The sequence below is a fragment of the Caballeronia sp. DA-9 genome (genome assembly GCF_051615025.1).
GTDB classification, from domain to species: domain Bacteria; phylum Pseudomonadota; class Gammaproteobacteria; order Burkholderiales; family Burkholderiaceae; genus Caballeronia; species Caballeronia sordidicola.
In genome coordinates this window covers 375,360-395,075 of the sequence record NZ_CP195131.1, presented here as the reverse complement: position 1 = coordinate 395,075, position 19,716 = coordinate 375,360, and the positions used below count along the sequence as shown (strand labels likewise).

The 19,716-nt window shown below is 61.7% G+C and carries 20 protein-coding genes; 14 read left to right on the top strand and 6 right to left on the bottom strand.

Annotated elements, in window-relative coordinates; all coding sequences use genetic code 11:
• The first annotated feature begins 78 nt into the window (after nucleotides 1-78).
• Both ACRWA7_RS01760 and ACRWA7_RS01755 read left to right on the top strand, forming a co-directional pair.
• A complete protein-coding gene (locus ACRWA7_RS01760) occupies nucleotides 79-525 on the top strand; it encodes a MerR family transcriptional regulator (protein ID WP_438390800.1) in 447 nt (148 codons plus the stop codon).
• On the top strand, nucleotides 449-853 hold the full coding sequence (locus tag ACRWA7_RS01755; RefSeq protein ID WP_438390799.1) for a carboxymuconolactone decarboxylase family protein: 405 nt from the start codon (nucleotides 449-451) through the stop codon (nucleotides 851-853). The genes ACRWA7_RS01760 and ACRWA7_RS01755 overlap by 77 nt, the downstream gene beginning before the upstream one ends.
• 20 nt (nucleotides 854-873) lie before the next feature.
• Here the strand turns inward: ACRWA7_RS01755 and ACRWA7_RS01750 are convergent, their stop codons facing one another.
• Nucleotides 874-1,854, bottom strand: coding sequence for a LysR family transcriptional regulator (locus tag ACRWA7_RS01750; protein ID WP_438390798.1), 981 nt, complete (start codon nucleotides 1,852-1,854; stop codon nucleotides 874-876).
• Nucleotides 1,855-1,952: 98 nt separating this feature from the next.
• Between ACRWA7_RS01750 and ACRWA7_RS01745 the strand changes: the two genes are divergently transcribed.
• From ACRWA7_RS01745 to ACRWA7_RS01730, 4 genes are all read left to right on the top strand, one after another.
• Nucleotides 1,953-3,137 carry a M20 aminoacylase family protein gene (locus tag ACRWA7_RS01745; protein WP_438390797.1) on the top strand — a complete coding sequence of 395 codons (1,185 nt, stop codon included), beginning with the start codon at nucleotides 1,953-1,955 and terminating at the stop codon, nucleotides 3,135-3,137.
• A 23-nt stretch (nucleotides 3,138-3,160) separates the two neighbouring features.
• The gene (locus tag ACRWA7_RS01740) at nucleotides 3,161-4,435 is read left to right on the top strand and encodes an MFS transporter (protein WP_438390796.1); all 1,275 of its coding nucleotides are present in this window, start codon (nucleotides 3,161-3,163) and stop codon (nucleotides 4,433-4,435) included.
• Nucleotides 4,436-4,663: 228 nt separating this feature from the next.
• On the top strand, nucleotides 4,664-4,876 hold the full coding sequence (locus ACRWA7_RS01735; protein WP_060856413.1) for a DUF1059 domain-containing protein: 213 nt from the start codon (nucleotides 4,664-4,666) through the stop codon (nucleotides 4,874-4,876).
• A gap of 45 nt (nucleotides 4,877-4,921) precedes the next feature.
• The gene (locus tag ACRWA7_RS01730; protein WP_438390795.1) at nucleotides 4,922-5,977 is read left to right on the top strand and encodes a class I SAM-dependent methyltransferase; all 1,056 of its coding nucleotides are present in this window, start codon (nucleotides 4,922-4,924) and stop codon (nucleotides 5,975-5,977) included.
• A gap of 19 nt (nucleotides 5,978-5,996) precedes the next feature.
• Here the strand turns inward: ACRWA7_RS01730 and ACRWA7_RS01725 are convergent, their stop codons facing one another.
• Nucleotides 5,997-6,845, bottom strand: coding sequence for a CerR family C-terminal domain-containing protein (locus tag ACRWA7_RS01725; RefSeq protein WP_438390794.1), 849 nt, complete (start codon nucleotides 6,843-6,845; stop codon nucleotides 5,997-5,999).
• Between the two features lie 98 nt (nucleotides 6,846-6,943).
• Between ACRWA7_RS01725 and ACRWA7_RS01720 the strand changes: the two genes are divergently transcribed.
• The 3 genes from ACRWA7_RS01720 to ACRWA7_RS01710 are packed head-to-tail and all read left to right on the top strand — an operon-like array spanning nucleotide 6,944 to nucleotide 11,158.
• Nucleotides 6,944-8,083 carry an HlyD family secretion protein gene (locus tag ACRWA7_RS01720; protein WP_060856416.1) on the top strand — a complete coding sequence of 380 codons (1,140 nt, stop codon included), beginning with the start codon at nucleotides 6,944-6,946 and terminating at the stop codon, nucleotides 8,081-8,083.
• Nucleotides 8,076-9,668, top strand: a complete 1,593-nt coding sequence (locus ACRWA7_RS01715; protein ID WP_438390793.1) for an MDR family MFS transporter — start codon at nucleotides 8,076-8,078, stop codon at nucleotides 9,666-9,668. The genes ACRWA7_RS01720 and ACRWA7_RS01715 overlap by 8 nt, the downstream gene beginning before the upstream one ends.
• A gap of 23 nt (nucleotides 9,669-9,691) precedes the next feature.
• The gene (locus ACRWA7_RS01710; protein WP_438390792.1) at nucleotides 9,692-11,158 is read left to right on the top strand and encodes an efflux transporter outer membrane subunit; all 1,467 of its coding nucleotides are present in this window, start codon (nucleotides 9,692-9,694) and stop codon (nucleotides 11,156-11,158) included.
• Nucleotides 11,159-11,167: 9 nt separating this feature from the next.
• Here the strand turns inward: ACRWA7_RS01710 and ACRWA7_RS01705 are convergent, their stop codons facing one another.
• Nucleotides 11,168-11,386 carry a hypothetical protein gene (locus ACRWA7_RS01705; RefSeq protein WP_438390791.1) on the bottom strand — a complete coding sequence of 73 codons (219 nt, stop codon included), beginning with the start codon at nucleotides 11,384-11,386 and terminating at the stop codon, nucleotides 11,168-11,170.
• 44 nt (nucleotides 11,387-11,430) lie between these two features.
• Complete coding sequence (locus tag ACRWA7_RS01700) at nucleotides 11,431-12,396, bottom strand: DMT family transporter (protein ID WP_438390790.1); 966 nt, start codon at nucleotides 12,394-12,396, stop codon at nucleotides 11,431-11,433.
• Between the two features lie 459 nt (nucleotides 12,397-12,855).
• Here ACRWA7_RS01700 and ACRWA7_RS01695 point away from each other — a divergent pair, with 459 nt between their 5' ends.
• Nucleotides 12,856-14,400 carry a methyl-accepting chemotaxis protein gene (locus ACRWA7_RS01695; RefSeq protein WP_060856548.1) on the top strand — a complete coding sequence of 515 codons (1,545 nt, stop codon included), beginning with the start codon at nucleotides 12,856-12,858 and terminating at the stop codon, nucleotides 14,398-14,400.
• Nucleotides 14,401-14,408: 8 nt separating this feature from the next.
• Here the strand turns inward: ACRWA7_RS01695 and ACRWA7_RS01690 are convergent, their stop codons facing one another.
• Both ACRWA7_RS01690 and ACRWA7_RS01685 read right to left on the bottom strand, forming a co-directional pair.
• Nucleotides 14,409-14,942, bottom strand: coding sequence for a hypothetical protein (locus tag ACRWA7_RS01690; RefSeq protein ID WP_438390789.1), 534 nt, complete (start codon nucleotides 14,940-14,942; stop codon nucleotides 14,409-14,411).
• A gap of 31 nt (nucleotides 14,943-14,973) precedes the next feature.
• Nucleotides 14,974-15,717: an SDR family oxidoreductase gene (locus ACRWA7_RS01685; protein ID WP_438390788.1), complete on the bottom strand. Its 744-nt coding sequence runs from the start codon at nucleotides 15,715-15,717 to the stop codon at nucleotides 14,974-14,976.
• A gap of 124 nt (nucleotides 15,718-15,841) precedes the next feature.
• Here ACRWA7_RS01685 and ACRWA7_RS01680 point away from each other — a divergent pair, with 124 nt between their 5' ends.
• From ACRWA7_RS01680 to speG, 4 genes are all read left to right on the top strand, one after another.
• Nucleotides 15,842-16,732, top strand: coding sequence for a LysR family transcriptional regulator (locus ACRWA7_RS01680; RefSeq protein WP_438390787.1), 891 nt, complete (start codon nucleotides 15,842-15,844; stop codon nucleotides 16,730-16,732).
• A gap of 110 nt (nucleotides 16,733-16,842) precedes the next feature.
• Nucleotides 16,843-18,237 (top strand): selenium-binding family protein, encoded by a 1,395-nt coding sequence (locus tag ACRWA7_RS01675; protein WP_438390786.1) that lies wholly within the window; start codon nucleotides 16,843-16,845, stop codon nucleotides 18,235-18,237.
• A 70-nt stretch (nucleotides 18,238-18,307) separates the two neighbouring features.
• Nucleotides 18,308-18,862: a hypothetical protein gene (locus ACRWA7_RS01670; protein WP_438391029.1), complete on the top strand. Its 555-nt coding sequence runs from the start codon at nucleotides 18,308-18,310 to the stop codon at nucleotides 18,860-18,862.
• Nucleotides 18,863-18,928: 66 nt separating this feature from the next.
• Nucleotides 18,929-19,495: a spermidine N1-acetyltransferase gene (gene speG, locus ACRWA7_RS01665; protein WP_438390785.1), complete on the top strand. Its 567-nt coding sequence runs from the start codon at nucleotides 18,929-18,931 to the stop codon at nucleotides 19,493-19,495.
• The last annotated feature ends 221 nt before the right edge of the window (nucleotides 19,496-19,716 follow it).

Genomic DNA, 19,716 nt, shown 5'->3' with positions numbered 1-19,716 from the left:
GGTTTTATCGATAAAACATGCTTGACTTAGAGTGCGCTCTAAGTCCTACCATGCATGACGTAGTAACGAGAAATAGCCATGAAAATCGGTGATATCGCGAAACATACGGGACTGACAGCGCACACGATCCGCTATTACGAGCGAATCGGATTGCTGCCGTTCGCACCGCGTGACCGCGCGGGCCAACGTGTCTACGACGCGTCGGTGCTGACGTGGATCGAATTCCTCGGCCGCCTCAAGACGACCGGCATGACGATCCAGGAAATGCTGCGTTATGCGCAGCTTCGCGCGCAGGGCGCGGCGACCGGGAAAGAACGCAGCGCGTTGCTGGCCGCGCATCGCGACAACGTCCGCATTCGAGTGGCTGAACTTCAGGCCTGCCTCGCCGTTCTCGACACCAAGATAGCAGGCTACGCCAATACTGAACCCATTCTTCCCGGGACGAAACATGCAAAGCACGAGCGCACACGTAGCAAATCAGGAAAGCCGGCTGGAACGCGGCAAACGAGTGTTGTCGGAGATTGACGGCACGGCGGGCGAAAAGGTCGTTAGTTCGCTCGCCGATATCGCGCCGGATTTCGCTCAATATCTGCTTGAGTTTCCATTCGGCGATATCTACTCAAGACCCGGTCTCGATGTACGGGCGCGGGAAATCGCGACCATCGCCGCACTGACCGCAATGGGCACAGCGACGCCTCAGTTGAAGGTGCATATTGCCGCAGGCCTGAACGTCGGAATCACGCGCGATGAGATTGTCGAGATCATCATGCAGATGGCAGTCTATGCGGGTTTTCCGGCAGCGCTGAACGGCTTGTTTGCCGCGAAGGAAGTCTTCCAGGCGCATGTGGATTGAGGAGGTTCTTCGGGCATTGCTCAGGCGACGCCTGCTCCTCGCGCCGACGTTGACCATCTGCGCTGCATTGCTTCCACGAGTTGCCGCCATAGAAATTCGGCGGCCGGCGACAAGCGCCGCCCTACCCGGCGGATCACCTGGCTGCTGAATTCGCGCGCTATCGGATGCTCGAGTTCGAGCGCGACCAGACGCCCCGCATCCAGATACTGGCGCGCTGCATCAGTGGACATGAAGGCCACGCCCAGGCCTGCCGCTGCAATTGCCTGAGCGGCGGAAAACAGGTCGCACCGGTACGAAGGCGTCACGCTAAGCCGTTCTGCACGGATGATGGCGTCGAGATACTGCTGCACGCCAAAGCGCTCCGGCATGAAGATCAGCCGCTGGTCGCGCAACTGTTCGAAGCGAATCCGGCGCTCGCCGGCAAGCGCGTGACGCGGACTGACAAGCGCGCAAAACGGCGCCGCGCGAAAGATCCGCGCGCGAATCGCGGGATCGCTGCCGCCGCCCGCGCACAAGCCCAGGTCGACGTCGTCGTTACGCACCATCGCAATGATTTCGGAGGTCGCACCGCTACGAAATTCCACCACGATGTCAGGAAACTGCAAGCTGAACCGCTCCAGAACGGTCGCAAGCAAATTTTCGATAAACCCCTCGCCCACGCCAATTCCAAGCCGCCCGCGCCGCAGGCTCTTGAAGTCTTCCAGTTGGGCAAGCATGTCGGCGTCGCGGCGCGTGCTCTCGCGAAAATGTTCCACGAGACTCATGCCGATTTCGGTCAACACCGCACGCCGCCCGCTTCGTTCGAGCAGGACAACGCCGTATTCGCTTTCGAGTTGCCCGATCTGCCGGCTGATTACGGAGGGATTGATACCCAGTGCATCCGCCGCGGCCCGCACGCCGCCGTGCAACTCGACTTCATGCAGGTAACGCAGGCTTCGAGCGGTGAAGCCGTTTTCACGCGAAGCGGAAAGATTGATGGACATGACGTTGTATGTTGACATTCAAGTCAACATTATCGGCCAGGTCGCGTCATTGATTGGTGGTTTTTGCAGCGGAATACTGCCCCATTCCGTTTCCCCAAATACAGGCCTTGCCGACCATGGAAAATACCAAGGGTTTCTGCTTACTCGAAGACACGAGCGATCTGCGCGATGAACTGAGCGTCATCCGCCATCATCTCCACCAGAATCCAGAGCTCGCGTACAAGGAATTCCAGACCTCCGACTTCGTGGCGCAGAAACTTGAAGCGTGGGGCTACAAGCTCACGCGCGGTTTGGGCGGAACGGGCATGGTCGCGTCGCTCACGGCGGGCACGGGAACGCGCGCGGTCGCCGTCCGAGCCGATATGGACGCATTGCCTATCGCGGAGGAAACGGGGCTGCCATATGCAAGCTGCAACGCCGGCCTGATGCACGCCTGCGGGCACGACGGCCACACCGCCATGGTCCTTGGGGCGGCGCGCCATCTCGCCCGCACGCGCGCATTCAACGGCACGGTTCACCTCGTATTCCAGCCCGCCGAGGAAATCGGCGCGGACAGCGGCGCGAAACGCATGATTGAAGACGGCCTCTTCGAGCGCTTCCCATGCGAAGCGATCTTCGGGCTGCACAACCATCCCGGCTATCCCACCGGCACGTTCATGTTCCGCAGCGGGCCGTTCATGGCGGCGTCGGATACGGTCAACATCACCGTCCATGGCCGCGGCGGCCATGCGGCGCGCCCGCATCTGGCGGTCGACCCCGTGGTGATCGGCGCGGCGCTCGTGGGCGCATTGCAGACGGTCGTCGCGCGCAGTATCGACCCGATGCAAACGGCCGTTGTCACCGTCGGCGCATTCAATGCGGGGCACGCGGCGAACGTCATTCCGGAATCGGCGCGCCTGCAGATCAGCGTTCGCTCCTTCGACGCCACCGTGCGCCAGCAGCTTGAAACACGCATTCGCGCACTCGCCGAAGCACACGCAAGCGGCTACGGCGCGAAGATCGATATCGACTACGTGCCGGGTTATCCGGTCGTGATCAACAGCGTTGCGGAAACGGAACTGGCGCTCGAAGTAGCGCGCGAACTGGTGGGCGAGGAACGTGTCGTGAATAACTTCGGCCCTATCGCCGGAAGCGAGGACTTCGCTTATTACCTGCAGCAAAAGCCGGGATGCTTCTTGCGCCTCGGCAACGGCGAAGGCGCGCCGATGCTTCACAACGCGTCCTACGATTTCAACGACGACAACCTGACCGTCGGCGCAGCGTACTGGACGCGTCTGGTCGAACGGTTCCTCGCGCGATAAGAAAAACCATCTACGGGTTCCCCATGGCGACCACCACAGTTCAACCTGCCAAAGCCGTATCGCAAAGCAAGATCGTGATTGCGGCGATCATCGGCAACTTGCTCGAGTTCTTCGACTTCACCGTCTACAGCTTTTTCGCGCTGACGATAGCCAAGCTGTTTTTCCCGGCGCACGATCCGGTGGTGTCGACACTGCTTGCGTTGTCCGCGTTCGCGATTGGCTTCGTCGCGCGTCCGGTCGGCGGTTTCGTGCTCGGACATTACGCCGACAAACGCGGCCGCCGCGCCGCCCTCACGCTCACCATCTTCCTGATGGCGCTCGGCTCGGCAATGATCGGCCTCGCGCCGACTTACGCAAGCATAGGACTCGCCGCGCCCGCGCTCATCATCTTCGCGCGCCTGTTGCAAGGCTTCGCGCAAGGCGGCGAGTTCGGCGCGGCGACGGCCACGCTGCTTGAAACGGGATCGGCGAAAGGACGGGGATTTCGCGCAAGCTGGCAACTCGCAAGCCAGGGCGCGGCTGCGTTGATGGGCTCCGGGATCGCGGCATTGCTCACGTATCAATTGAGTCCCGAGCAACTGCTCGCCTGGGGATGGCGCGTGCCGTTCCTGATCGGCACGGCGATCATGCCCGTGGGCGTTTATCTGCGCCGCCACATTGTGGAAGAGCCGCCGAAGGCGGCGAAAACCCAGGCATATGCGTTCGAACCAGGGATGGTCCGCAAGTGGATCCTGACCGTGTTCGCGATCATGGGCATGACGGTCGCGACCTATGTGCTGATGTATTTTATTCCCACCTACATGATCCAGTATCTCAAGGTGCCGGCGAAGCTCTCCATGCTGGTCTCGATCAGCGCGGCTATTTCCTCATTGGCGCTGTGCCCGGTGTGGGGTGCGTTATCGGACAGGATGCAGCGGCGCAAACCGTTGATCCTGGTTGGGCGTGTTGCGCTGATCGCGCTGCTTTATCCATGCTTCTGGCTGATGAACCAGTTTCCCTCGCTGCCCGTGGTGATGAGTCTGATCGTGTTGCTGATGCTGTTCTATACGATGGGTTCCGCGCCCGCCTATTCGCTGATGCCGGAGAATTTTCCCAAGCATCTACGCGCGGGATATCTGGCGAGCGCCTATGCGGTGGCGGTATCGGTATTCGGCGGGAGTGCGCAACTGGTGGTTGCCTGGTTGATCAAGGTGACGGGCAATACCATGGCGCCCGCGTGGTACATGATCGTGTGCGTGGTCATCTCGCTGATCGCCGTCTCCATGCTCGACGAAACCGGAGGCCGCGAACTGACCTGACCAATCGTTGCCGGAGTCGTTATCGAAAAAAAGCCGGCCGCCCAAGCATTTTATGTCGCCGGCGAAATAAAAGCTTGAGTGCGGTGAACAGCAATCGAACAACCATTAAGACCGCAAGCGCACTGTCAGCGACCTATACTTTTGCCAAGCGCTGTTCGTTGGCAAAGCGTCATGACATCCACTCAACGCGCCGCGCTTTTCGTCTAACCACGCAATGAGGAGGACGCCATGACCCGCAAATACATAGATTGCCGGGAATTTCCCAGCGAAATGAACTGCAGTATCGCGCTGTCTGCAGACTCTGACGAAGAGCTTCTCGACGCAGCGGTACAGCATGCAGTGACCGTTCACAAGCACACCGACTCGCCTGAACTGCGCTCACAACTGAGCGCGCTTTTTCGTCAGGGGACTCCGCCGGTAGAGTCGCCTCGCGCCGCCTAGGAAACGCCCGCGTGATTGACCGACGTGCTTTTAAAGGAGCGCATCATGGCAGTCGATCAGGCAAGACTCGATGCATTCATGGGTGGATTCGTGCACGACCTCGGGGCTGTGATGCACGCGGCCACGGTGGTCGTGGGCGATCAGCTTGGACTTTATAAAGCGCTTGCTGCAAAACCTTTACTCCCGGAAGAACTCGCACGCGAAACCGAAACCGACGCACGATATGTACGCGAGTGGCTGAGCGCTCAGGCAGCGAGCGGCTATGTCAATTACGATCCCACGTCCGGCCGCTTCAGCCTGAGCGAAGAACAGTCGTTCGCGCTTGCGCAGGAAGGCAGCCCCGCCTTTATTCCGGGCGCATTCCAAATCGCCGTCGCGCAGTTCAAGATCATTCCAAAGATGCTCAAGTCCTTCAAGACAGGACTCGGCGTGGGTTGGCACGAGCACGACGTGTCGCTCTTTCACGGCACCGAGCGCTTCTTTCGCCCGGGATATGCCGCATATCTCGTGAACGACTGGATTCCATCGCTGGATGGTGTGAAGGCGAAGCTCGACGAAGGCGTGCTCGTGGCGGATATTGGCTGCGGGCACGGAGCGTCCACGGTCATCATGGCGCAGGCTTTTCCGGAATCCACCTTCGTGGGTTACGACTATCACGAGCCGTCCATTGCATATGCAAAAGAAGCGGCGGCAAGCGCGGGTGTGGGTGACCGTGTGAGTTTCGAGGTCGCTTCCGCTGCGGACTATCCCGGCCGCGATTACGACTTCGTCACCATGTTCGATTGCCTGCACGACATGGGCGATCCGCTTGCGGCATCGCGCCACGTGTTCGAGACCCTCCGAAACGACGGCACCTGGATGATCGTGGAGCCGTTCGCCAACGACGAACTCGAAGGCAACCTGAATCCGGTAGGACGGATCTTTTATTCGGCTTCCACGCTGATATGCACACCGGCTTCGAAAGCGCAGCCCGGCGCAATGTGCCTCGGTGCTCAGGCCGGGGAGCGGCGCATCAGGGAAGTCGTGACGGGAGGAGGATTCCAGCAGTTTCGCCGCGCAACCGCTACGCCGTTCAATCTTGTCTTTGAAGCGCGCCGCTGATCGGGTTCGGCAAACCGCCTTATGCTGACTTCCTGGTTTTCCTCGCGGCGCCGGCCGTTGTCAAACGCTTTCTCGCGGCCGGCGCGGCGGGCTTGGGCAGCTTGGCTGCAGACTTGACGGCGGCCCTGGCCGCTACTTTCGAGCTGCTTTTGCTTTCGCTCGCCGCGGTCTCGCGCGCCCATTTTTCAAGCAGCGTACGCGTCTGCTCGCGCACGATTCCCTTCAGGAATTCGCCCTTCTCCACATCGATTTCCTTCCAGCCGAGCAACGCGAGCGTCGTGCGCGGCGCGACGTGGAACATGAGCAGTTGGCCGTGCATGCTGATCATCCGGATCAAGGTGCCGGGGTCATCGGGCTGCGTGCCTGTGATGCGCGCCATCAGCCGAGCACTGACGTCGTTCAGCGGCTGGCGCACGCGGCGCGTCAGGATTTCGGTTGCGATCATTGGCTCATGGCCCACCTGTTCGCGCGCGAAGAACAGCCGGTGATTCGTCGTCCCGCAGCCTTTTGCAAACATCCGGTCGGCAATGGCCTCCTGAATGCGAATGAAAGCATCGATCAGCACTGGCATGGCTTCGCCGCTTTCCAGCACGTGCGTTGCATGCGCTATGACAGGCCCGAAATTGACCACGGCTTCGTCCGCCATATATTCGGCGCACGCGCGATACACACCCTCTTTGTTCTCGAAGTAATACTGCAGCGCCGGTGCATTGACGCCCGCACGCGCCGCGATTTCGCGCGTGGATGCACCGTCGAAACCGTGTTCTCCAAAAGATTCGATCGCCGCCACAATAATCCGCAGGCGTGTTTCGTCTCCACGTACGTACCCGCCTTCTGGCGGACGGCGCAGCCGCTTTGTGTCGTTCATTCCAGCCTCCCAGCGTCCAGGTGCAAAAATATATCACTTGACACATTTTTACCAACTGGAATAATTCTTCCGATTGGAATAAATTGGATCGATAAACGATGTCAACAACAGTTGATTCACCGGGGCAGGATCGCCTGCCGCAAGACACTGCCGCTCCCGCCCCGCGCTCGCGAAGGCGCCTGATCCTGCTCGGCGTCGGACTCGTGGCCATTGTGGCTGGCGGAATCTGGCTCGCACGCTGGTGGACGGTCGGGCGCTTCATTGAAAGCACGGACGACGCCTATCTCCAGGCCGACAGCGTCACGGTCGCGCCAAAAGTCAGCGGCTACGTGACCGACGTGTACGTGGGCGACAACGCGACCGTCAAGGCGGGCGACCCGCTCGTGCGGCTCGATACGCGCCAGTACCAGGCTTCGCTCGACCAGGCCGAGGCGACCATTGCGGCGCGCACGGCGGATATCCAGAAGGCGCAGGCCGATATCTTGCAGCAGCGGGCGAATATCGATCAGTCCAAGGCACAGGAGCAGGTCGCCCGTTTCAGCGCCCAGCATGCGCGCGATGAAGTCCAGCGTTACGCGCCGCTCACCGCCACGGGCGCGGAGACCAGCGAGCGCCTCGCGCAGCTTGTCAACACCCGCGATCAGGCCAACGCAACGCTCGCGGCCAATGCGGCGGCGGTGAAGTCGGCCGAAACCCAGATCGCTTCCACCACGGCGCAAATCGCCCAGGCGCGCGCCCAACTGGAAGCCGCGCAGGCCAGCGCCAAGCAGGCCCAACTCGACATGCAGGACACCATCGTGCGCAGCGCCTTGCCCGGCAAGGTCGGCGACCGCTCGGTGCGGGTCGGCCAATACGTGCAGCCCGGAACGCGGATGATGAGCGTGGTCCCCATACAGAGCACGTATCTGGTCGCCAACTTCAAGGAAACGCAGGTCGGCCACATGCGTATTGGCCAGCCGGTGACGCTGCACGTGGATGCGCTGTCGGGCACCGACCTGCACGGCGTGGTGGACAGCTTCGCGCCGGGCACGGGCGCGCAGTTCGCGCTGCTGCCGCCGGAAAACGCGACCGGCAACTTCACGAAGATCGTCCAGCGCGTGCCGGTGCGCATTCGTATCAATACCGGTCCGGAAACGCGCAGCGTGCTGCTGCCGGGTTTGTCGGTGACCGCCGACGTCGATACCCGCTCGTCCCGCGAAGGCGACAAGCGCATAGAAGCCGAGAACAATCATGGCTGAGGCGACCAGCACGGCGCCCGCCGCGCCCGCGCCGGAAGCCGAGCGCGCGAGCGCTGCGGACTGGCTTGCCGTTGCCGCCGGTTCGCTGGGCGCGCTGATGGCGACGCTGGACATCTCGATCACGAACTCGGCGCTGCCGCAGATCCAGGGTGAGATCGGCGCGACGGGCACGGAAGGCACGTGGATCTCGACGGGCTACCTAATGTCCGAGATCGTCATGATCCCGCTTGCCGCGTGGCTGACCCGCGTGTTCGGCTTGCGCAATTTCCTGCTCGCCAATGCGACGCTGTTCATCCTGTTTTCCATGATGTGCGGCTGGTCCCACAGCTTGCCGATGATGATCGCCGGGCGCATTGGCCAGGGTTTCGCAGGCGGCGCGATGATCCCGACGGCGCAGACCATCATCCGCACGCGGCTGCCGCGCGCGCAGATGCCCGTTGGCATGACCATGTTCGGCCTGATCGTGCTGCTGGGTCCGTTGCTGGGTCCGGTGCTTGGCGGCTGGCTTGCGGAAAACATTAGCTGGTCGTGGTGCTTCTTCATCAACCTGCCCGTGTGCATTGCGCTGATCACGTTGCTGATTGTGGGGCTGCCGTCGGACCGGCCGAACTGGAGCACCTTCCTGAAGGCTGACTGGATCGGCATTGTGGGGCTCACCATTGGCCTGAGTTCGTTGACCGTGGTGCTTGAGGAAGGCCAGCGCGAGCGCTGGTTCGAATCCAGCATGATCGTGACGCTGAGTTGCGTGACGCTCGCGGGTTTCCTGCTTATCGCCATCTCGCAGTTTGTCGCGAAAAAACCCATCATGCGGCTGAGCCTGCTGCAGAACCCGCGTTATGCAAGCGTCATCATCATTGTGTTCGCGGTCGGCGCGGGTCTGTATGGCGTGTCGTATCTGCTGCCGCAGTTTCTTGGCATCGTGTCTGGATACAACGCGCAGCAATCGGGCGCGATCATGCTGATATCCGGCGTGCCGGCGTTCCTCATCATGCCGTTCCTCCCGCGCATTCTCGGCAAGCTCGACTTTCGCGTGCTGGTGATCGCGGGGCTCGTGCTGTTCGCGTGGAGCTGCATGCTGGACATCGATTTGACAGCGCAAAGCGTGGGCCACGATTTCTTCTGGTCGCAACTGATTCGCGGCTGCGCGCAGATCCTCGCACTGATGCCGCTGAACCAGGCGTCCATGGCCGCCGTCTCGCGCGAAGACTCAGGCGATGCAGCCGGCCTCTACAACATGGCGCGCAATCTCGGCGGCTCGGTGGGACTGGCGATCATCGGCACGGTCATCGACCGGCGCACGACGTTCCATACCGCCATGATCCGCGAGTCGCTGACGGCGAATTCGGTGATCGGCCAGGACCGCGTTGCGTCCAGCGCCGCCAGCTGGTTCGCGCAAACCGGCGACATGGCCTACGCGAAGATGCGCGCGATCGGCCAGATAGCCGCCCAAATCCACATGCAGGCCACGGTGATCACCTATTCGGAGACGTTCTACCTGCTCGGTCTCGCGCTGCTTGCCTGCATACCGCTCGCGCTGTTGCTCAAAACGCCCAGCGGACCCGTGTCGTCCTCCGCCGGCCATTGACGGCTAAAAAAATGATATCGACGATGTTTTCTCGCTCTACGCCTCCTTTCGTTCTCACGCTGCTTGCAGTTGTGGCCACGTCCGTGCTTTCCGCCTGCACCGTCGGTCCCGACTACGCCGGCGCACCGCAAGTCGCGCCGGATGCCGCGCACGCGCCCGGTTTCGTGCGCACGCCCGCAGCCGGCATGGCGAACACGCGCGCGCCGAGCCAATGGTGGCTCGCGCTCGACGATCCGCAACTGAACGCGCTGATCGACGCCGCGCTCGCCCATAACCCCGACGTGCATGCCGCGCAGGCGCGCTTGCGCGAAGCGCGGGCGCAGTTGCAGCACTCGAAGGTGAACGGCATGCCGACCGCGTCATTCGACGCCGCCGCGCTGCGCACGCGCTCGCCCGACCTCAATTCGTTGTCGGCGTCTCAAGATGGTTCGTCGGGTTCGTCTGGCCGTGGTCCGCTGCAGCTCTATACCGCGGGCTTCGATGCATCGTGGGAAATCGACCTGTTCGGCGGCACGCGGCGCGCGGTCGAAGCGGCGTCGGCGCAAGCGGACGCCGTGAATGCCGATCTCGCCGATACCCAGGTTTCGCTCACCGCCGAAGTTGCGCAGGCGTATATCGATTTGCGCGACGAGCAACATCGGCTGCAACTGGCGCAGCAAAGCGCCGAGCTCGAGCAGCAGATGCTCACGTTGACGCAGCAGCGCCGGGCGGGCGGCACGGCGGCGGACGTCGATGTGGAACGTCTGACCACACAGGTTGAAAACACCCGCGCCACGCTGACGCCGCTCGACCAGCAAGTGACCGAGTCGCTCGACCAGCTAGCGATGCTGACGGGCCAGGCGCCGGGCGCGCTGGATCAAGAGTTGTCGGCGCTACGTGAAATGCCGGCGCTGCCCGCTTCAATACCCGTCGGCGATCCGGCTTCAATGCTGCAGCAGCGGCCCGATATTCGCGCCGCCGAACGGCGGCTGGCATCGAGCAATGCGCAGATCGGCGAACAGACCGCCAGCTTCTTTCCGAAGGTGACCTTGCTCGGCGACCTCGGTTTCAGCGCCGCCGATCCCGGCCATCTCGTGCGCAAGAACAGCTTCTCCTGGCTTGGCGTGCCGTATCTGCAATGGAACATCCTCGACTTCGGACGCACGTTGTCGAACGTTCACAGCGCGGAGGCTTCGCGTGATGAAGCCGACGCCAAGTACACGAAAGCCGTGCTCGGCGCGTTGCAGGACGCCAATACGTCATTGTCGCGATACGGGCATCAGCGTGAACATCTGGTTACGCTGCAGAACGTGCAGGCATCGGCGGACAGGTCGGCTACGCTCACGCGGCAGCGGTATCGCGCGGGGGCGTCGAGTCTTATCGACTTGCTCGATACGCAGCGCACCCAGTTCAGCGCCCAGCAGAACGTGGTCGCGGGGCAAGCGGAATTGCTGAAGGATTTCGTCTCGCTGCAAAAAAGTCTTGGACTCGGCTGGCGCTTGAACGGCTGACGGACCGCCTCAGGTTCTATACACGCCGCCATTGGCCGATGTCTTTCGTTGCGCGCGCTCCGTCAACATGTCATTGCGAGTGGACGCGCCCGGCAACTGACGGCGCATGAAGATATCTGTATGATCCTCATCCGGTGATACGGGCGCGGTAAACGCCCGTATCACCACGACGCAGACGAATGCCAGGATCACGATCACTGCGGGAATCTCATACCAGATCGGGTTCATATAATCACCTCCTCCGAGTAGTGTGAAAAGTACTGCTGCGATGCTCAGGTTTTATCGCGAAGCGTGATGACTTCCGCGGGTTTCGCACCCGCGACGCCTCGGGCGCGAATGAAGGGCAAGGTCTTTACAACACCTGTGGCGAGCGCCGTGCCCGCCAGGATGATCAGGCACGCGCCCACCATTCCCGCCGATACCTGCTCGCCAAGAAACATGGCGCCCCAGAGAATGCCGAAGACCGGGATCACGAACGTCACGGTGATCGTGCGCGCCGGGCCGACCACAGAAATCAGGTGGAAGAACACCATATAGGCGACGCCCGTGCACGCAACGCCGAGCGCGATCACCGATCCCCACGCGAGCGTGGAAACCGGCGCGGCAGGCCACCAGAAAATTGCGAAGGGCAACAGTACGATACTCGCGCCCGTCATGGTTCCGGCTGCCACCGTCAGTGAATCGACGCCGGTAAGACGCCGCTTCGTATAGCTCGCCGCCATGCCATAGAGCAGTGTCGCGCCCAATGCGGCGGCAGCGGCAAGGGCAGTTGTCGAAGCCGATACGCCCGCGTTTGCCGGCGTTGCGATCTGATTCCAGACCAGCGCGAGCACGCCCGCAAAACCTATTGCAAGGCCCGCGACGCGCAGCGTGCTCAAGCGATCCTTCAGCCACAGGAACGCAACAATCGCGCCCCAAAGCGGCGTGGTCGCGTTGATCACCGACGTCACGCCCGCCGACAGCGTAAGCTCCGCGAACGCGAACAGACAGAACGGCGCGGCGGAGTTCAGGATGCCCACCACCAGCAGCGAACCCGCATGCTTGCGCACGGTGTTCAAGGCTTCGCGCGCGGGCCGGCGTGTGAAGAGCAGCGCGAGCAGGAACAACGCGCCAATGCCCACGCGCAACGCCATCAGCGGCGCGACGCCAAGGTCTGTCACGCCCACGCGGATAAAGAGAAACGATCCGCCCCAAAGGGCCGCGAGAATGAGCAGTTGAACGATGTTGGTCGGGTTCATGGCGAGGGCCGTCGCGTAAATTGAGCCGGAAGGCGAAGCCATCATAACGATGCCCGGAAGCACGATGTTTCACGCTGAAGCGAAATGTCACCGGCCGGCGTCAGGCGGCGAATCTGCGAATCAAGCTGTCATCGTAGGCGCGCGCGCGATGGGCTTCAAACGAGCAATTCTCACCGGTATGTGAGAAAAATTGCTATCACTTCTTGCGGTCTCATTCGTGTTGCTGCCATGTCTTTCGCGAGAGCATCTCCGGTTATCGGCACGAGCGTGCAAATCTGAAGGCGCACATATCCCGATGTCCCCAATGCGCGCAATCCGCAAGAATCGCGCTACGGGCCGTAGTGCGGCTCAAGCAGAAGCGATCAAACCAGCGCCTACTGTTTATTCAAGAAAACTAAACGATATCCGAGGAAAACACGCGCGCGGCGCTTCTCGCCGATGCCCTGCGCGTTCATCGCCATGTTCAATAACTTCACGATTCGTCGCGGTCTTACGATCACCATCGCCGGATACACGCTTGCGCTGGTCGCCGTACTGCTCGCCGCCGCGCTTTGCCTGCGCCAGAGCAACCAGTCGCTCGAACAGATGGTCGCCACCGATACCGCCGCGATCACGCATCTCAAGACGAGTTCGCAGCGGCTCCTGCAGGTGCGGCTTGCGCTTGGCAGCTACGAGACGCTGTTCATGCTTGGCAAGGCCGGCGACGACTTGCTGCCGAACGCGCGCAAGACGCTCAAGATCAGCGACGCCGAGTTCGACGCCTATCTCGCGAAGCCGCGCGATACGCAGGAAGAGCCGCTCGCGCAAGCCGCCAGGACCGCGCGCGCGGCGTTGATTGCGAAGGCGCTGAATCTGGAATTCGATGCCCTCGCGCAAAACGACTTCACCACGTTCCGCACGCTGCAGGTCCAGACGGCGGACGGTTTATATGCAACCTACGACCGTGCGATGTCCGCGCTCGAAGCGTTTCAGATCGCGCGTCAGCAAGCGCGCTTTGCACAGGCGCAAGAGCAGTTTCACGCCATGGCGACCGGCGCCGTAGTGGTCGCGGCGCTTGCGCTGGTACTCGGGTTTATCGCGCGGCGTGCGCTGAGCGCGGCCGTGATGAAGCCGATTGAATCCGCGATTCACCACTTCGAGCAAATCGCGGCGGGGGATTTGACGGCGACGATCGATGCATCGCGCAACAACGAAATGGGCCGTCTGTTCGCGGCGCTCAAACGTATGCAGCAAGGGCTTGTCGGGACCGTCACGCAGGTGCGCGGCGGCACCGGCGCGATCTCTCACGGCGCGCGGGAAATCGCGGCGGGCAACATCGACTTGTCGCAGCGCACTGAAGAACAGGCCGCTTCATTGCAGCAGACGGCGTCGAGCATGGAGCAATTGACGGCGACCGTGAGGCAGAACGCCGACAACGCGCGGCAGGCGAGCGAGCTGGCCGTGGATGCATCGACCACGGCGGTGCGCGGTGGCACGGTGGTTGGCAAGTTCGTTCACACCATGGACGATATCGCGACGAGTTCGACGCGGATTGCGGACATCATCGGCGTGATTGAAGGGATCGCGTTCCAGACGAATATCCTGGCGCTGAATGCGGCGGTGGAAGCGGCGCGCGCGGGCGAGGAAGGACGCGGTTTCGCCGTGGTGGCCGGCGAAGTCCGCAGTCTCGCGCAACGCAGCGCGGCGGCGGCGAAGGAGATCAAGGAACTGATCAATGCATCGGCGGACAAGGTTCAGACGGGCAACGCTCTCGCGGGTCAGGCCGGGCAAACAATGGGCGAAGTCGTCGCGGCGGTGAAGCGCGTGTCGGACATCATTGGCGAGATCAGCGCGGCTTCGTCGGAGCAGACAGGCGGGATCGAGCTGATCAATCGCGCCGTCGCGCAAATGGATGAAGTCACGCAGCAGAACGCCGCGCTGGTGGAAGAAGCGGCCGCAGCGGCGGCTTCGCTCGAGCAACAGGCCGGGAAGCTGGATGTGGCGGTGGCGGTGTTTCGGGTTTGAATCTTTGCTTATGGACCTATCACCCTCCCCGCAAACATCGCCCCGTAATACTCGCGCCCCTGGCTCAGATGCGCGCTGAACGCGAACCCGCGCGCCAGCATCTCGTTCATGTCGGCGCGAGTAATCTTCATCACGTAACTGTGCTCGGTGGTCATCAGCCGGCAACTTCCCTGCGTTTCCGACGCACTGAACCATTTCCCCGCGTCCGCATGTCCCGCCGGAAAAGCGCGGCCGTCGTGTTCGACTTGCCATCGGCCGTCGAGCAGGATCCAGTACGCGTCGTCTTTCGGCGTTGACGCGCACTCCGCCACGACCGTCCCCGCCTGCGCTTCCCATTCACGCGAATGGTCGATGGTCCAGCGTAACTGCTCGTGGTTCAACCCCGTAAAAAACGGAGTCTTCCTGAGCAGATACAAGTACGTCGTCGATGCCTTCATGGCCGTCCTGTCTCCCTCGCCAGCGAAATGCTGCTGACCGCGTGCAACGGTCAGCAGCAACAGAAGGCAAACCCCGGCGCGGCGAACCAGACGCCCGGCGTCCACATGTGATCTCCCGAGCGACATGCGGATACCGTCAGGCGAGACCGCCATTGCCGCGCAGAACCTGTCCGTTGACCCAGCCCGAATCCGCGCCCGCCAGGAACGAGACAATCGATGCAATGTCCCCTGGTTGACCAAGGCGTTGCAGCGGCGGCATGTTGGCGAAGGTCTTGATCTGTTCTTCGGTCTTGCCATCGAGAAAAAGCGAGGTCGCGATCGGACCCGGCGCGACTGCATTCACACGAATGCCGCGGCCGCGCAACTCCTTCGCGAACACATGCGTGAAGGCTTCTACCGCAGCTTTCGTCGCGTTATAGATGGCGTAGCCGGGCATGTTCAGCGCGAGCGTGGTGCTGGAAAAATTCACGATGCGCCCGCCGTCGTTCATGCGCGCCGCCGCTTCGCGCAGCGTGTTGAACGTGCCGCGAACGTTGATGCCGAAGGTCTGGTCGTAAAGCGCGTCGGAGGTTTCGGCGAGCGGCACGGTCTTGAGCACGCCGGCGTTGTTCACCAGCACGTCGATCTTGCCAAGCTGCTGCTCCGTGGCGTCGAACAGGGCGCGGACATCGGCCGCGTTCGATACATCCGCCTTGATCGCCACGGCCTTCGTGCCTTTCGCCGCCAGTTCCGCGACGAGCGCGTCGGCTTCTTTCGAGCTCGATGCATAGTTGATGGCGACGGCAAAACCATCATCTGCGAGACGCCGCGCCACTTCAGCGCCGATACCGCGCGATGCGCCCGTGACAATGGCAACCTGACTGTTCCTGCCTGCATTCATGATCTGCTCCTTGACGGTGTGTGATAGGCGTAATGAAGTATTGATCATTCGCGTTCGCGGATAATTAGCCGGATTTCGGTAATATCGTTCCATTCACTTCAACAATAAAACGAGCGCCCAAACCATGGACCGGTTTCAGGAAATGCAGGTGTTTGTCCGTATCGCCGAGCGCAACAGCTTCACGCAAGCCGCCGACGACTTGCTGATCCCGCGCGCCACCGTGACGAACCTGCTCAAGCGCATGGAGGAGCGCCTCGGCACGCGGCTGCTCGAACGCACCACGCGCACCGTGCGCCTCACGCACGACGGCGAGGCGTTCTACCGGCGCTGCGTGCGCCTGATTGCCGACCTGGAGGAAGCCGAAGGCTCGTTTCGCAACGTCGCGCCGAAGGGCCTTTTGCGCGTGAACGTGCAAGGAACGCTCGCCAAACATTTCGTGGTGCCGGCGCTGCCTGGGTTTATCGCGCAATTTCCGGAGATCGAATTGCAGATCGGCGAGGACGACCGGCTGGTCGACCTGGTGCGCGAGGGAATCGATTGCGTGCTGCGTGCAGGCACGCTGCAGGATTCATCAATGGTCGGACGCCGCGTCGCGCTGATGGAGCAAGTGACGGTCGCGAGCCCCGCCTATCTCGCGCAGTACGGCGTGCCCGGGACGCTCGAAAGTTTGAGCGCGCATCGGGCGGTGAACTATATTTCGAGCGGATCGGGGCGGATTTATCCGCTGGAATTCACCGTCGATGACCGCGTGGTCGAGATGCGCTTGCCTGCGGCGGTGTCGGTGACCGGCGCGGATTTGTATACGGGCGCGGCAATGGCGGGACTGGGGATGGTTCAGGTGCCGCGGTATCGGGTGAAAGAGGAATTGTCGGAGGGAAAGCTCGAGATCGTGCTCGCCGAGTTTGCGCCGCCGCCCATGCCGGTTAGCGTGCTTTATCCGCAGAACCGGCAGTTGTCGTCGCGCGTGCGGGTTTTTGCCCAATGGCTCAGGGAGATATTCGAAGCGGCTTTTTGAACCGGCATGACGCCGCTCGCCTGCCCCGAAAACGGGCGTATATTTGGTTCCCTGAGTTGATCCCCCGAGTCTGCGGATAAACACGGCGTAGCGATTCCTGGAGAAATACCATGGCGAACTGGACACCGGATCCGAGCTTCTACCCTTCCCCGCGCATGGCGATGAAAGCCCCGCCCGAGACGCTCGCCTATGTCGCCAGTTTCGATCCCACGCGACAGGTTCCGGACGCCATCGCGGTAATCGACGTGGACCCCGCATCCTCCACGTATTCGCAGTTGCTCAACAACGTCGCCATGCCCAATACGGGCGACGAGTTACATCATTTCGGCTGGAATGCATGCAGTTCGTGCCTGTGCCCGAACGCGCCCCATGCACACGCCGAGCGCCGTTATCTCGTGGTGCCGGGCTTGCGGTCATCGAGAATCCATATCCTCGACACCAAGGCGGACCCGCGCAATCCAAAAATCGTGCGCGTGCTGGAACCGGCCGAAGTCGCCGAGAAAGCGGGTTATACGCGCCCGCATACGGTCCATTGCGGACCTGAAGGAATCTATGTCGCGGCGCTCGGCAATGCGCATGGCGAAGCGCCGGGCGGCATCTTCCTGATGGATCACGAAACCTTCGACATACGCGGCCAATGGGAAATCGATCGCGGTCCGCAACAGCTCGCTTACGACGCATGGTGGCATCTCGGACACGACACGCTCGTCACGAGCGAATGGGGCCTGCCCGCCACGTTTGAAAATGGTCTCGTGCCGGAAATCCTGCTGGGCGGCAAGTATGGCCACAAGCTGCATTTCTGGGACCTGCATACGCGCAAGCACAAGCAGGAAATCGATTTCGGCGAGGAGAACCAGCTCGTGTTCGAACTGCGTCCAGCGCACGATCCGACCCGGGCATACGGCTTCGTCAATTCGGTGATCAGCCTGAAGGATCTGTCGTCGTCAATCTGGACGTGGTATCGAGACGGGGACAAGTGGGCGGTGAAAAAGATCATCGAGATTCCCGCCGAGGCTGCCGACGCCGATCTGCTGCCGCCCATGCTCAAAGGCTTCGGCGCGGTGCCGCCGCTGGTGACGGATATCGACCTGTCGATGGACGATCGTTTTCTCTACGTGGCCTGCTGGGGTACGGGCGACCTGCGCCAATACGATGTATCCGATCCGTTCGCGCCCAGGCTCACGGGAACGGTGCGAATAGGCGGCATTGTCTCGCGCGAATCGCATCCGAAAGCAGATGGCCGCGCGCTCAACGGCGGCCCGCAAATGGTCGAAGTGAGCCGCGACGGACGGCGCGTGTATTTCACCAATTCGCTGTACGGCGTGATCGATGAGCAGTTTTATCCCGAAGGCCTGAAGGGCTGGATGGTCAAGCTCGACGCGGCGCCCGATGGCGGCATCGAATTCGATCCGCGCTTTCTGGTGGAGTGGCCGGCGACACATCGGCCGCATCAGGTGAGGCTAGAGGGCGGGGATTGTTCGTCGGACTCCTACTGCTACCCCTGAGCGCCCGGACGTGGCGTGGGAATGGGTCGCCATCGCCGGGCTTGGGATTTTCCACGGCATCAATCCGGCCATGGGATGGCTGTTCGCGGTGGCGCTCGGACTGCACAGGCGTAGCCGGCGCGCGGTGCTGTGGGCAGTTGCGCCCATGGCGCTCGGGCATGCGCTGTCGATTGCGGTCGTGGCGGGTCTGGTGCTCGCCACAGGCTTCGTCTTCAACGGTCATGCGATCCGCATTGTCAGCGGTGGGCTGCTGATTGCGTGGGCCGCCTATCATCTTCGATACGGCCACCGGCACCGCGTGCGTGTCGGCATGACCACGGGGTTCGCCGGGCTCGTTCTATGGTCGTTCCTGATGGCGACCGCGCACGGCGCGGGACTGATGCTGGTTCCCGTCCTGATTCCGCTATGCGGCGCAATGCCGGCTCATTCCTCCGGACCCGTGCTCGTTTCACTTGCCGCGGTCGGCCTGCATACGCTGGCCACGTTGCTCGTGACCGGCGCGATAGCGCTGCTTGTGTATGACTGGCTCGGCGTGGGCGTGTTGCGACGCGGCTGGATCAACTTCGACTCGCTCTGGACCGCAGGACTGGCCGGCACGGGCCTGTTGCTGATCGCGACCGCGTGATAAGGCATTGGACGGGCGGGTTATATTCACCGTGCTTTTGAAGACCCACTGTTCAAGGAGTGCATCATGATTATCGAAGAAAACAATCAGCTCATGCTGCGGCCGCTCGAGCGCACCGACCTCCACTTCGTACACGGACTGAACAACAACGCCAAGATCATGCGCTACTGGTTTGAGGAGCCTTACGAAACCTTCTCGGAACTCTCGCAGCTTTATGATCGTCACGTGCATGACCTGCGCGAACGCCGCTTTGTTGCCGTCAATAAGACCGGCGAACCCATCGGCCTCGCCGAATTGATCGAACTCGACTACATCCACAGGCGCGGTGAATTTCAGATCATCATTGCACCCAGCGCGCAAGGCCAGGGATATGCAACAAGCGCCACGCTGCTCGCAACCGACTACGCCTTTTCCGTGCTCAACATGCGCAAACTGTATCTGATCGTGGATGTTTCGAATACGGCCGCCATTCATGTCTATGAGAAATGCGGGTTCAGGCGGGAGGCGGAACTGATCGAGGAATTTTTTGGCAACGGCAAGTATCACAACGCTTACCGGATGTGCATTTTCCAGCACGAGTTTCTCAAGCAGGGAGAGCCTGAAAAGCAGGCTGAAACACTGGCCGGGAAATAAACTGGGAATCAAGCCGCAATAGCGTTTAAGCAACGCGCGACGCACCATCGCAAAGAATTTGTGCACCGCGAAAGTGAATTTTAAGCAAACGCTAAAGTAACTGCTTCAAAGGCCGATATCGCCTTTAACAGGCGTGGCATTATCACGTCCAGACGCGCTTCTGTTCGAGCTGTCGTCTAGCGGCAACCAGGCCTTCAACGTCTGTTGATCATGGCGCGTTG

What these genes read in the sequence shown, in the direction of transcription:
- ACRWA7_RS01760 (WP_438390800.1), top strand. Translation starts at nt 79, where the DNA reads ATGAAAATCGGTGATATCGCGAAACATACGGGACTGACAGCGCACACG.
- ACRWA7_RS01755 (WP_438390799.1), top strand. Translation starts at nt 449, where the DNA reads ATGCAAAGCACGAGCGCACACGTAGCAAATCAGGAAAGCCGGCTGGAA.
- ACRWA7_RS01750 (WP_438390798.1), bottom strand. Translation starts at nt 1,854, where the DNA reads ATGTCAACATACAACGTCATGTCCATCAATCTTTCCGCTTCGCGTGAA.
- ACRWA7_RS01745 (WP_438390797.1), top strand. Translation starts at nt 1,953, where the DNA reads ATGGAAAATACCAAGGGTTTCTGCTTACTCGAAGACACGAGCGATCTG.
- ACRWA7_RS01740 (WP_438390796.1), top strand. Translation starts at nt 3,161, where the DNA reads ATGGCGACCACCACAGTTCAACCTGCCAAAGCCGTATCGCAAAGCAAG.
- ACRWA7_RS01735 (WP_060856413.1), top strand. Translation starts at nt 4,664, where the DNA reads ATGACCCGCAAATACATAGATTGCCGGGAATTTCCCAGCGAAATGAAC.
- ACRWA7_RS01730 (WP_438390795.1), top strand. Translation starts at nt 4,922, where the DNA reads ATGGCAGTCGATCAGGCAAGACTCGATGCATTCATGGGTGGATTCGTG.
- ACRWA7_RS01725 (WP_438390794.1), bottom strand. Translation starts at nt 6,845, where the DNA reads ATGAACGACACAAAGCGGCTGCGCCGTCCGCCAGAAGGCGGGTACGTA.
- ACRWA7_RS01720 (WP_060856416.1), top strand. Translation starts at nt 6,944, where the DNA reads ATGTCAACAACAGTTGATTCACCGGGGCAGGATCGCCTGCCGCAAGAC.
- ACRWA7_RS01715 (WP_438390793.1), top strand. Translation starts at nt 8,076, where the DNA reads ATGGCTGAGGCGACCAGCACGGCGCCCGCCGCGCCCGCGCCGGAAGCC.
- ACRWA7_RS01710 (WP_438390792.1), top strand. Translation starts at nt 9,692, where the DNA reads ATGTTTTCTCGCTCTACGCCTCCTTTCGTTCTCACGCTGCTTGCAGTT.
- ACRWA7_RS01705 (WP_438390791.1), bottom strand. Translation starts at nt 11,386, where the DNA reads ATGAACCCGATCTGGTATGAGATTCCCGCAGTGATCGTGATCCTGGCA.
- ACRWA7_RS01700 (WP_438390790.1), bottom strand. Translation starts at nt 12,396, where the DNA reads ATGAACCCGACCAACATCGTTCAACTGCTCATTCTCGCGGCCCTTTGG.
- ACRWA7_RS01695 (WP_060856548.1), top strand. Translation starts at nt 12,856, where the DNA reads ATGTTCAATAACTTCACGATTCGTCGCGGTCTTACGATCACCATCGCC.
- ACRWA7_RS01685 (WP_438390788.1), bottom strand. Translation starts at nt 15,717, where the DNA reads ATGAATGCAGGCAGGAACAGTCAGGTTGCCATTGTCACGGGCGCATCG.
- ACRWA7_RS01680 (WP_438390787.1), top strand. Translation starts at nt 15,842, where the DNA reads ATGGACCGGTTTCAGGAAATGCAGGTGTTTGTCCGTATCGCCGAGCGC.
- ACRWA7_RS01675 (WP_438390786.1), top strand. Translation starts at nt 16,843, where the DNA reads ATGGCGAACTGGACACCGGATCCGAGCTTCTACCCTTCCCCGCGCATG.
- ACRWA7_RS01670 (WP_438391029.1), top strand. Translation starts at nt 18,308, where the DNA reads ATGGGATGGCTGTTCGCGGTGGCGCTCGGACTGCACAGGCGTAGCCGG.
- speG (WP_438390785.1), top strand. Translation starts at nt 18,929, where the DNA reads ATGATTATCGAAGAAAACAATCAGCTCATGCTGCGGCCGCTCGAGCGC.